The sequence below is a fragment of the Sphingobacterium sp. UBA6317 genome (genome assembly GCF_002440385.1).
Lineage (GTDB): Bacteria > Bacteroidota > Bacteroidia > Sphingobacteriales > Sphingobacteriaceae > Sphingobacterium > Sphingobacterium multivorum.
On the sequence record NZ_DJTD01000013.1, the window covers coordinates 35,341 to 48,263 of the forward strand.

Consider the following 12,923-nt stretch of genomic DNA (forward strand, 5'->3'; position numbering starts at 1 on the left):
CATTTTTATTTTTTTATTTTGGTGATAATGAGTAATATGATTTTATATCGCCTTGTTTTTATAATCCTATTTGGTCTTAATATCATTTTTCTGTCTTGCGATAATACCGACCACACCATCAAAATGAAAGGTTCAGATACGGAGGTCAATCTCGCCGTTAATTTAGCCGAAGCATATAACCAAACGGACCCTACATTCAGTATGGCCATTTCAGGCGGAGGCTCGGGACTCGGTATTACTTCGCTATTAAATGGACAAGCAGATATCGCCAACTCATCACGTCCCCTGACAGAAGAAGAACTGGCGCTCTTCAAAAAGAACAATATGCCTTTAAAGACTGTTGTTTTTGCCGAAGATGCCACTGCATTTGTCGTTCACAGCGATAACCCAATCACGGAGCTGGACGTGAATACACTGTCAAAAATCATGAGTGGTGAAGTCGAAAACTGGGAATCAGTAAGCGGACAGCATGTTCCAATAAACATATACGGCAGGCAGAGCAGCTCCGGCACTTACTCATTTATTCGCAAAAAGCTAAAAATAGCCTATAGTCAAAAGGCGAAGGAAATGACCGGAAACGCACAAATTCTGGAAGCCATCAAAATTGACAAGTCTGGTATCGGTTATGTCGGGGCTGGTTATATTTCGAAGAAGATTCAAGACAACAATGGAATCAAGGTATTGAAAATCAAAAACAACGTGGATTCCATTGCCATATCCCCATTAGACCCAACAGCTATAAAAAACAGGTTATACTTCTTTCAACGCCCCCTCTATCAGTTTATTCCCGAAAAATCATGGAGCAAAGTGCTTTCATTTATTCAATTTGAGACAAAGGGTGAAGGGACTAAGATCATCGAAAACTCAGGTTATTACCTTATTCACTAAAATAACATGCAGTACAAACAACGAATAACTATCGATAAGATCGCCAAAATCGTATTCAAGTCCACAGGATATTTGGTACTTGCGCTTCTGGGCGGTATTTTCTTTATGTTGCTATACAATGCTATTGCTTTCTTTCTGGAGGTTTCACCGCTGGATTTTATCACAGGAAGCCAATGGGACCCCACAGCGACAGAACCCGCTTACGGTATTCTACCTTTAATTGTGAGTACGTCGATTGTCTCTTTGGGTGCCATGTTGATTGCCATTCCACTTGGTGTGGGGACCGCTGCTTTTATTTCTGAATATGCAAGTCCCAAGCTCAAGGCAATTTTAAAACCAACGATAGAAATGTTAGCAGCCATCCCTTCGGTCGTGATCGGTTTTTTGGGCATTGTACTCGTCGGTCCTGGCATAGCGGACCTAAACAATCTGCCCAACGGACTCAATGCTTTAAATGGGGCAATATTACTTGCGGTCATGGCTCTTCCAACCATCATCACCATCTCTGAAGATGCCATACACGCTGTACCGCAAACCTACCGTGAAGCAAGTTATGGCCTTGGAGCATCCCGTTGGCAGACATTACGCAAAATTACGATTCCAGCAGCAGCACCAGGAATTATTGCCGCAATCATGCTCGGACTCGGTAGAGCAATCGGCGAAACAATGACCGTATTGATGGCTACTGGCAATGCAGCAATCTTTCCAAAAGGATTTTTTGATTCGGTTAAAACTATTACCGCAACCATTGCTATTGAAATGGGAGAAGTACCTTATCAGACTACGCATTACTACGCCCTGTTTGCCATAGCGATTGTCTTGTTCTTTATGACATTGGTGGCCAATCTGATTGGTGAATATTTTATCAACCGCTTTAGAAAATACCATGCTGCATAAATTCAAAAAACTGACACCGATCATCGAATGGGGGACATTACTCCTGTCCACAGGGCTTGTCTGCTTTTTTTTATTCGTGATCCTATACGATATCTTTACGAAAGGTTCCCATGTATTATCCTGGGAATTTGTATCCAAACTGCCGATCAACGGCATGACACAAGGTGGTATTCTGACACCCATTATCGGCACGGTATTCCTGACATTGATTACAGCACTATTCTCTATTCCCTTTGGAATCTGTTGTGCCATTTACCTCAACGAATATGCCGAAAACACCTGGTTGACCCGAACCATCCGTGCATCCATCCGTAATTTATCCGGCGTGCCCTCTATCATCTACGGCCTGTTTGGGTTAGCATTATTTGTGCAGACCCTAAATTTTGGCACATCAATTTTATCTGCCGGACTCACCTTGGGCCTGCTCTCTCTGCCTTATATTATTACAACAACCGAAGAGGCTCTGCTGCGTATCCCAAGGAGTATGCGGGAGGCAGCATTGGCAGTAGGCGCCACTAAATTTGAGTCGATCAAAGATGTCGTACTTCCTGCGTCTTTGCCCGGAATACTTACAGGCATCGTTCTGACACTTTCCAGGGCTGCCGGAGAAACAGCTCCAATACTATTCACAGGTGCAGCATTTTATATCACCAATTCCTTTGGCAATCTCAATCAAGAATTTATGGCACTGCCCTATCATCTGTACATGCTGTCTACGCAGCATCAATCCATCGAAGAGGTCAGACCAATTGCCTATGGAACAGCATTGGTACTGATCATTGTGGTCTTCCTCATGAATTTAACAGCTTTCTATATTCGGTATAAGTTTAGAAATAATGAAAAGTAAATTGGTTGCTGAGCATCTCAACCTATGGTTCGGGAGCAAACAGGTGTTGAAGAATATCAATATCGAATTCGAAGAAAATAAGGTTACAGCCCTGATCGGACCATCAGGTTGTGGCAAGAGTACCCTTTTGCGGAGCTTTAACCGTATGCACGATCTCTATCCAGAGGCTAAAATCGAAGGACATATCAAGCTTGACGGTCACGAAATCTATCAAAAAGACGTTGAGGTAACTGATCTACGCAAACGCGTTGGCATGGTCTTCCAAAAAGCCAATCCTTTCCCAAAAAGTATCTACGATAATATCAGTTATGGTCTCAAAATCAACAACCTGATTGCTGACAAAGCAACTGTACAAAAAGCGTTGGAAGAAGCCTATATCTGGGAGGAGGTAAAAGATGATCTGAAGAAACCCGCCACACGGCTTTCTGGAGGGCAGCAACAACGGCTCTGCATCGCCAGAGCGGTAGCCTTACGTCCCGAAATTATTTTGATGGACGAACCTTGCTCGGCATTGGATCCCGTGAGTACCCTGAAGATAGAGGAACTTATTCACCATCTGAAAAAAAAATATACCATTGTTATCGTCACACACAATATGCAGCAAGCACAACGTGTCGCCGACAAAACGGTCTTTATGTATCTCGGAGAGATTATTGAACAAGGAGATACGCATCAGATTTTCAACAATCCGCAACACGAAACCACTCGTAATTATATCAGCGGGCATTTTGGTTAGTTTAATCCGGCGATCTAAACTTATTATTAGAGATTTTGAAACCATTGGCCATCCCGATTGGAAAATCGATGACCATTCAATTCGGATAATTTTGACTAATTGAATATTACGCTGAGAAGTCAAAAATTCAATTTTCTTAGTTTTTATGCTTTCATTCAAAATGGTCAATTCCCCCAGGAATCACATAGTCTCAATGATCGTAATCTCCAGATAAGATTTTGAATCTAGATCAGATTGAAAAAAATGCGCATGAGAAAAGGTATATAATAGGATATGCTAATGATAGACTCAAAAAAATCATTGAATATTCACATTTATCATTATCTCAATCAATCATAAATGTCTTTTGACCAAAATTGACGTTTTACTAACTGTTTTTGATAAATCTTCGATTAAAAAATAGAATTTAAAATCTAGATTGAATTGATTTTTTTGTAGTTTAATTTATTTGTTTTCAGTGGTTTATATTTTTTTTATTCTTGATTTTTTGATTTTAAAATCCATATGATATACCCGGAAATATCTCTTTAGTTAGCTTTGGAAAGCTAAAATTTTATGAAAAAGTTTATGAAAAAGTTATCGAATCATTTAGTAAATGGATGCAAAGCTCTTGAGCCAAATCGCTCACAAGCCAAGCTTAATTTTTTTAAGTATGCAGCTAAAACTGATCCTCCTTTTTACATTAACCATGTATTCGAAAATGTGCCTTTAAATCCATTTATTTATGATAATGTAAGCTGTTATTCTTACGGTTATGATATTAATAGCGATTATGGAGGTGGCTTGTGCACTCATCTTTTACCTATTTTCCGTTGGTTTTATAAGGGTAAAGTACTTGAAAGTAATTCTACGATAGCAGGAAATATAGGCAGAACTGTCGAACAACAAGGTCCCGTTTTTAAAACGAAATAACACTATCAATATAATTAAATTAATGAAACCATGAATTTATTAAAACGTTTTGCAGTTTTATTTCTCTGCTTAACTACATTTTACAGCTGTAAGACAGAGGACGTAGATACAGGAGTTTTTGACTCAGGTAAACAGGTAGAATTTTCAGACTATTCGCCCAAAACTGGAGCAATGAGAACCCGTTTGTTCATTTATGGGCAAAATTTTGGTACTGATCTTTCTAAGATCCACGTTTCGATTGGCGAAAATCCCCTCACGGTAATTGGCAGTGATGGTAAGCAGATTTATTGTATGTTGCCGTCACAGGTCGGTTCGGGACAGGTTAAAGTACGCATTGATAATGGTGCGGGTACAGATCATACATTTAGTGATCCCTTTGTCTACAAAGCTACGCAAACAGTGGGTACTCTTGTTGGGGGAGTAGATGAAAAAGGAAATTCGTCCATTGTAAATGGCTCATTTGATATAGCACGTTTTGGAAATCCGAGCTATATACTTTATGAACCTAAAGAAAATAACTTGTTTGTTGTCGAAGCAGCAGCTGCAGTTCGTAAAGTTGATTTGAACGAACGTATGGTTTCGACGTTGATTACCAATGGTCAGGCTTATTTCAGTAAAATACAGACTATCTCCTTAAGCTTTAACAATGATACTTTGTATTTGGTAGATGATAATGGTAAATCCGATAAAAGTCGGGTCGCTATTGCCTATACATTGCGTTCGGAAAATTACCGTCGTGTACACCCATATATTTACGATCGTACGAGTTACAACTGTGCACAGCATCCGGTTGATAACGTCATGTTTTTTAATACATATTGGGGCGGTGGTATACAAAAGGCTTATCAAGATCCCGTAACAAAAGAGTTAACCTCGAAAGAACTGTTTCTGGTAACCGGAAGTGGAAATAATGTGGGACCTAATATTTTTTTCCATCCATCGGGCAATTATTGCTATTTCATGATACAACGAGCCATTTGGAAGAGCAGGTATAATTGGGTGACTAAAGAACTTGAAACCCCTATTCTTTTTGCAGGGCAGTATACGAGTACGAATGATGATGTGGATGCGGTAGGTACTTCGGCCCGATTTGGCTATCTGCGTCAAGGTGTTTTTGTGAGAAATCCGGATTATGCTGGTCAGGAAGATGAATACGATTTTTATGTTTGCGATATCAATAATCATAGCATTCGAAAAGTGACCCCACGCGGTGAAGTGACGACTTTTGCAGGTAAGGGAAGTCCTACTCCGGATGGTAGTAAGAATGGTTATATCGACGGTGATTTACTAAAAGAAGCTCGTTTCAATAAACCGAATGGTATTGCATATGATGAAGAGCGCAAGATCTTTTACATTACCGAAGAAGATAATAAGCGTGTCAGAACAATTAAGACAGAATAAGAGATATAGTTAAAATTATAGGATCAATTTATTAACAGGCAATCTATTTAGATGCTGTTGAACAAGAGCTGTTCTAGCGCCTATTATATTGCTGAATCAAAAGGTTATATGAAAAGTGTAATATTAACCATGTTGTGGCTATGGGTATATATAGTCCCGCTATTTGCCCAACAGGAAAAAATAGAAGTGATGGGAAAGGTCACGGATATAAAAAGCGCTCCATTATTGGGTGTTTCTATTACAGTAAAAGATCAGGCGGGTCTGGGTGTTACTACGGATGCTGAAGGAAATTATAAGATGAAAGTGAATCGGTACCAAACGTTGGTCTTTTCATCGGTCGGATACGAGAAAAAAGAGGTCTTGGTAAAAGATAAATTGACTATCAATGTTATGTTACAGGAATCTGAATCCAACGCACTGGAAGAAGTAACCATCACTGCTCTCGGTCCCCAGAAAAAAGTAACGGTAACGGGTGCAGTGACAACCGTAGATGTAAGTACTTTGAAAACACCGTCTTCGAGTATCACCAATGCACTGGCGGGTAATGTAGCGGGAATTATGGCGATGCAGTCTTCTGGACAGCCTGGTAGCAATGCGTCTAAGTTTTGGATCCGGGGGATTTCCACCTTTGGTGCCGGTACAAGTGCTTTGGTACTTGTGGATGGTTTTGAACGTTCATTGAATGAAATCAATGTCGAGGATATCGAATCATTCTCTGTATTGAAAGATGCATCAACTACAGCAATTTATGGTTCACGAGGCGCAAATGGTGTGGTCTTGATCACAACCAAACGCGGAAAGAGCGGAAAAGTTTCGATTAATGGCAAGGTGGAAGGTACATATAATACTCGCACTTATACACCGAAATTTGCGGATGGATTGACCTATGCTTCGCTAATGAATGAAGCGCGTACCACACGCAACCAAGCACCTTTTTATACGGAAAGTGATCTTAGTTTAATCCGTGAGGGATTGGATCAGGATATCTATCCGAATATCGATTGGATGAAATTATTGTTAAAAGACGGCGCATATACCAAGCGGGCAAGCCTCAATTTGGATGGTGGTGGTACGACTGCACGCTATTTTGTGTCCGGAAGTTATATTGACGAAGGGGGAATGTATTCGACAAAAGATGCGTGGGAAGGTTACGATACAAATGCAAATTATAAGCGCTGGAATTATCGTACAAACGTGGATATGGACATCACCAAGTCTACATTGTTACGTATAGGGGTGAGCGGTTCCTTGGATAAACAAAATCTTCCGGGTGCTACCTATAATGAGATTTGGAATTCATTAATGGGTCAGAACCCGATCTCTGTCCCATTGCGGTATTCAAATGGCAATATGTCGTCGCGTGGGTCAGGAGGCAAAAATAACCCGTGGGTATTAATGACCCAAATGGGCTATATCGAAAACTGGAACAACAAGATCCAGACGAATGTGACGTTGGAACAGAATTTTGATTTTCTTACCAAGGGGATGAAATTTATCGGACGTTTTGGGTTCGATACCAATAACAAGAATTACATCCGTCGGGTGAAATGGCCTACAGGTTATCAGGCGGAGCGCAATCGTGGTAATGCAGGCGAGGTTATATTTAAGGAAGTCGTTGCGGAGCAATTATTAAAACAGGAGTCTAGTGCCAATGGCGACCGATCGGAATTTTTGCAGGCCGAACTGCATTATAACCGGGACTTTAAAGATCATAAACTTGGTGCCGTTATCCAATATAGTCAGGATAAACAGGTCAATACTTCCAGTTACGGTACAGATATTATGCAAGGTATCGAACGCCGCAACCAACGGTTGGCAGGTCGCTTTACCTATGGCTACCAATACCGCTATTTTGTGGATTTCAATTTTGGATACAATGGTTCCGAGAATTTTGCCAAAGGGCACCAGTTTGATTTGTTTCCGGCAGTATCGGGTGCATGGAACGTGGCAGAAGAAACTTTTATCAAAAAGAATCTGAAGTGGGTAAATATTTTCAAGATCCGTTATTCGTATGGTAAGGTCGGAAATGACTATATGGAGAAGAATGGAAAACGTATTCGTTTTCCATATTTAGCAACTTTTACTAATGACGAAAATACTACCAATGGATTTAATTGGGGAGATATTGAAAGTAATAACAGTTATAAGGGGTTGACATATAATCAGGTATCGTCAAATAGTGTAACCTGGGAGGTCGCAACAAAACATGATTTGGGATTAGACTTTTCGTTTCTGAACGATAAGATCGGCGGTACCTTTGACTTATTTCATGAACAACGTGATGGTATTTATTTGCAGCGTGACTATGTACCTGGTATTATCGGTATCAGTGGTTCTGCACCGAGCGCTAACGTAGGGTCGTCCGTCTCCAAAGGTTTTGACGGGTCTATGAAGTTTACCCAGCGATTTGGTGAAGCAAGTATTACTTTACGTGGTAACCTCACTTATAGTAAAAACAAAGTGCTGGAGGCAGATGAGCAATATAGCAATTATCCTTATACGACAAAGGCAGGTTTTCGGGTTAGGCAAAACCGTGGTTTAATGGCGCTGGGATTGTTTAAAGATTACGAAGATATCCGCAATAGTCCCACGCAAATGTATGGTCAGGTCATGCCGGGCGATGTAAAGTATAGAGATATCAATGGTGATGGTAAGATCGACGATAATGATATCGTACCGATAGGTTCAACACCATATCCGAATTTAATTTACGGATTTGGTTTGTCCGCAATGTGGAAAAATTTTGATTTCAGTGTGCTGTTTCAAGGTGCTGGAAATTCCTCTTTCTTTATCAATGGATTTACCATATATCCCTTCAGTCAGGGTGACTGGGGTAATATCTTGTCGGATGTACCAGAGTCTAACCGTTGGATATTGGGCGAGAATGAGGACGTAAATGCCGTATATCCGAGATTAAGCTATGGTAGTGATGTAGGTGCATCCAATAATTTTCGGGCTTCATCGTATTGGTTGCGCAATAGCACCTATCTAAGGATCAAGAATATGGATGTTGGGTACACCTTGCCAAAAACTTTTGTAAACCGTTATCATATCAATAATTGTCGGTTTTATTTTATGGGCACCAACTTGTTGACATTTACAAATTTTAAATTATGGGATCCGGAAATGAATAGTTCAAACGGACAGCAATATCCTTTGTCAAAGACATTTACCGTTGGTATGACACTTACTTTATAATGAGAATATCATGAAAAGAAAATATTTTTTATATGCGCTATTGGCAGGTTCAGCATTTGTTACGAGTTCCTGTAAGGATTACCTGAGTGTGGATCGTTTTTTTAGTGATACGCAAAGTGAAGAACGTATTTTTAACAACAAAGATTATACAGAGCAGTGGTTGGCAAATTGTTATAAACAATTATTGGATTTTAACCTGGAGATCGGACATAGAAACTATACCGTAAGTAACTTTTCGGACGATATGATCTTCAATGAAGGGAGTAACGGACAGGTATATCGGGCGTTTAAATTCGGAGAATATGATTATACGTGGCTAAAAGATTCTTGGTACCAGTCTTATGCCGGTATTCGCCAAGCTTCGATCATGATTTATGCCGTTGATAACAGCGGAAAGTTTAGTGTTGAGCAGGTCCGCGACTATAAAGCACAGGCTCGCTTTATCCGAGCGTATTTGTACTGGCTATTGTTGCGTAAATATGGTCCAGTGCCAATTATGCCAGATAAGAGCGTAGATTATGATGTTGAATATGATAAGCTTTCCTATCCACGGAATACCTATGATGAAGTGGTGGATTTTATATCATCTGAAATGGCCTTGGCAGCAAAAGATCTACCGATGAAGCGCGACAACCGGAATATTGCACGTCCTACAAAAGGAGCTGCACTAGCTACACGGGCGAAAGCTTTACTTTTCGCAGCAAGTCCGCTGGCTAATGGGAATTCAGAAATGTCGGACTTTGTAGATGATAAAGGTAATCCGTTAATTTCACAACATTATAATGAGGCAAAATGGGCAAAAGCTGCGGCGGCGGCAAAAGATGTGATGAATTTAAATGTCTATCGATTGTATACATCTAGTCGGCAATCAAAGGGTACTTCTGCTTATCCTGCTACAATCGCACCGCCGTATCACGCAGAATATTCCACCCGTAATTTTCCGGAGGGTTGGGCAGATATCGATCCGTTTGAATCCTACAGGGCATTGTTTAACGGGGATTTGTACGCCTATGAAAATCCCGAAATGATCTTCACCCGTGGAGAAAACCAAACGGATGCATCTCATGGTATAATGGCACTTTCGCGCCACGAAATGCCGATATCCATCGGTGGATATAACTGCCACGGCTTGACGTTAAAACAGGCAGACGCTTATGAGATGAATGATGGAACGCCATTTGACCGGACGGCAATTCTTGCAAAATATGGTCAGGCGAATATGTTTGTGAAGAAAGACGAAGTCAGCAAATTTCAACCGTTATTGGAAGGAGTGTGGAAAGAGTTCGCTAATCGTGAGCCTCGTTTTTATGCTTCGGTAGCATTTAATGGTTCGTTTTTTGCAGGTGCCAGCGCTACACAAAATATTTCTTACCAGAATAAACAGGTCTTTTTATATCGTAGTCAGACTGATGGACGCATAAACGATAACAACTGGCAACCCACAGGAATCGGGATGCGTAAATACGTCAATCCAAACGATAATCTGACCGGTAGTGGTAAAATATTGCCAAAAGTAGAAATAGCTATCCGCTATGCGGATATCCTCTTGATGTATGCCGAAGCGGTCAACGAATTGAATGGATCTTACTCAATTCCTACATGGGATGGTTTGGGTACACATACCCTCAGTCGGAATGTTTCTGAAATCAAGTCAGCGATAGCACCTGTTCGTATCCGTGCCGGCGTACCTGATTATGATATGAGTATTTACAATGAGCAAGGCTCCCTTCGTCAGAAGATCAAACATGAAAGACAGATAGAGCTGTTGGGTGAAAACCAGCGGTACTATGACTTGCGTCGTTGGAAAGATGCTTTGGTGGAAGAGGGGCAGCAAATATACGGCTATAATACGTTGATGACGAAAGATAATGCGGAGCGCTTTTATGAAATTGTGCAGGTTCCTTTGTTGCAAACTTCGTTTTCAAAGAAAATGTACTTCTGGCCAGTAGATTGGGACGAATTGCGGAAGAATAACCGTTTGACCCAAGCCCCGGGATGGCCATCATTTGACTAATTTAATACTGTATTTGACTATTATGAAAAATCTATTTATATCCATACTGATCGGCTTTAGCATTGTTGGCCTGAATTCATGTAATAAAGAATACAACGATGAACTATATAGCAACATGATTTCGCTTAAGGCTCCCGTTGACGGTACAGGCTTGTACCCGATCTATTTGCGTTACAATCCAAATGGGATCATTAAATATGACTTGCCGGTTCTTCTTAGTGGTTCCCTAGATAGCGATAAGGATATCGACGTTAAGATAGGAGTCGATATGGATACATTAGCGATCTTCAACTATCAGAAGTTTCAATACCGTAAGGATCTTTATTATAAACAATTGACGGAGCAGTTTTATGAACTACCACAGCAATCAGTCCGTATTGCCAAAGGAACGCATACCGCAAATTTTCCGATTACATTTAAGTTTGATAACCTGGATTTGGTGGAGCAATGGGTCTTGCCTATAACCATTCAGGACGATGCAGCGTACAAGCAAAACTATAGAAAAGGGTGGCGTAAGGCCTTGTTGTACATAAAGCCATTTAATAACTATTCAGGACTATATTCTGCGACAGCGATGAACATCTATTACGACAAAGAGACGAAAGATCAGATGGTCGTCAGTAATCGTACAAATTGGGTCGTAGATGAAAATTCGGTTTTTTTCTATGCGGGCATTACCGACGAACGGGATATTAACCGTTCAAAATACAAGGTTATTGTCGACTTTGGCGAAGCGACTGAAGATGGTTTCGGTACAAAAAAAGGACTGCTGACTGTAAAAGCTGTTAACAACGATATTGGATTTTCTGTGATCGGACAGCCCACGTATGATATCCGGGATACTCCAGATAAGACACAGCCTTATGTCTTACACCGATATATTACCATGAAAATGGAATATAAATATAGTGATATCACGTCGGTGCCCGGTAAAGTATTAAACTATCGGGCTACAGGTACGATGACTATGGAACGTAAGCTCAATACCTTAATGCCCGATGAGGATCAGGCTATTCAGTGGTAAAAATAAGTATTTAAGCTTTATTTCAATACCAATCAGAAGATGGACAACTATCGTATGATGGCAAAATCGGGTATCGTAAAAGATAGTTATGTGATTGCAAAATGAAACTTGATACCCGCGGAAATTACATTCAATTGTTATGTCGCAAAAGTATAGGGATCATACAGTCGCGACCATATTATGTCGCTTTTACGGCAGCTATGGATCAATATGAGATTATTACAACTAAATATCAAAGTTTTTATCTGTCAGATCATCTTTCTGGTATGGATAAAGGCTTTTATGACCGGTATAATTTTTCATGATATAGAATGTTCTGTGGGATGTACTGCTGAACTCATTTTCAATTTAATGGGTCAGACTAGAGATTCGGCAATTGCTGAATTCATCGACGGTTCGAAAGCATATGCTATTATTGAGCAATTGAACGATCAAGAAATCAAAATATGTATTGGAGAGTATTCAACCTTAAAAGGTCTGGTAGTACCTAAAGGAAGTTGGCGTTTGAATTATGAGTGTAAACATAAGTTATGGAAAGTCATCTCTGAAGTTTAACTTATCTCTACTAATAATTTTAATGATATTTGCTTCCATTCACACTGCCTTCTTATATTTTGAGAAGTAGGATTATATTGGGATGATGACAGCTTTACCATCCATTTTTCTAATGCTATATACCAAATGGCTCTCCAAATATTAAAGACAAAATCTTTGACTGATTCGGAATATACATGAAAATAACTCAGACTTTGATGAGCTCGCAATAAAAGCCGAAAAAGATGGAAGTTGCTTTTCTCTTTTCGCAAAAAGGTAATGGAGATTTGTATTTATGACCCTTCATTTCTCTTCTTTAGGCTGTATTGCATTTTTACATGCTGCAATCCAAAAGAGAGGGAAGCATATTTTATAAAATGTACTTCAAAAGTCAGGAAGGAATTGAGTAGGTTGAAAAGTCTACTTCGAATATCCTCAATTGGAGGCTCCAATTTAGTTTTTAAAAGCTTTT

At 40.0% G+C, this 12,923-nt stretch carries 10 protein-coding genes; all 10 read left to right on the plus strand.

The features are described 5' to 3' along the window. The first annotated feature begins 27 nt into the window (after positions 1-27). The 10 genes from B3E92_RS03395 to B3E92_RS03440 all read left to right on the plus strand — a co-directional run bounded on the left by B3E92_RS03395 (position 28) and on the right by B3E92_RS03440 (position 12,472). Complete coding sequence (locus tag B3E92_RS03395) at positions 28-888, plus strand: substrate-binding domain-containing protein (RefSeq protein ID WP_236590824.1); 861 nt, start codon at positions 28-30, stop codon at positions 886-888. Between the two features lie 6 nt (positions 889-894). After that, entirely contained in the window at positions 895-1,785 is an 891-nt protein-coding gene (gene pstC, locus B3E92_RS03400; RefSeq protein WP_286774751.1) for a phosphate ABC transporter permease subunit PstC, read from the plus strand. Beyond that, positions 1,775-2,632, plus strand: a complete 858-nt coding sequence (gene pstA / locus B3E92_RS03405) for a phosphate ABC transporter permease PstA (RefSeq protein WP_286774752.1) — start codon at positions 1,775-1,777, stop codon at positions 2,630-2,632. Before pstC ends, pstA begins: the two co-directional genes overlap by 11 nt. Then, positions 2,622-3,368 (plus strand): phosphate ABC transporter ATP-binding protein PstB, encoded by a 747-nt coding sequence (gene pstB / locus B3E92_RS03410; protein WP_286774753.1) that lies wholly within the window; start codon positions 2,622-2,624, stop codon positions 3,366-3,368. Before pstA ends, pstB begins: the two co-directional genes overlap by 11 nt. A 555-nt stretch (positions 3,369-3,923) precedes the next feature. Next, the gene (locus tag B3E92_RS03415; RefSeq protein WP_286774754.1) at positions 3,924-4,280 is read left to right on the plus strand and encodes a hypothetical protein; all 357 of its coding nucleotides are present in this window, start codon (positions 3,924-3,926) and stop codon (positions 4,278-4,280) included. A gap of 30 nt (positions 4,281-4,310) precedes the next feature. After that, positions 4,311-5,681: an IPT/TIG domain-containing protein gene (locus B3E92_RS03420; protein ID WP_182982993.1), complete on the plus strand. Its 1,371-nt coding sequence runs from the start codon at positions 4,311-4,313 to the stop codon at positions 5,679-5,681. Positions 5,682-5,789: 108 nt separating this feature from the next. Next, positions 5,790-8,879, plus strand: coding sequence for a SusC/RagA family TonB-linked outer membrane protein (locus B3E92_RS03425; protein ID WP_286774755.1), 3,090 nt, complete (start codon positions 5,790-5,792; stop codon positions 8,877-8,879). Between the two features lie 10 nt (positions 8,880-8,889). After that, positions 8,890-10,893 (plus strand): RagB/SusD family nutrient uptake outer membrane protein, encoded by a 2,004-nt coding sequence (locus B3E92_RS03430; protein ID WP_182982995.1) that lies wholly within the window; start codon positions 8,890-8,892, stop codon positions 10,891-10,893. 22 nt (positions 10,894-10,915) lie between these two features. Beyond that, positions 10,916-11,917, plus strand: a complete 1,002-nt coding sequence (locus tag B3E92_RS03435) for a DUF4973 domain-containing protein (RefSeq protein WP_286774756.1) — start codon at positions 10,916-10,918, stop codon at positions 11,915-11,917. A 210-nt stretch (positions 11,918-12,127) separates the two neighbouring features. Then, the gene (locus tag B3E92_RS03440; protein ID WP_286774757.1) at positions 12,128-12,472 is read left to right on the plus strand and encodes a hypothetical protein; all 345 of its coding nucleotides are present in this window, start codon (positions 12,128-12,130) and stop codon (positions 12,470-12,472) included. Positions 12,473-12,923: the final 451 nt, after the last annotated feature.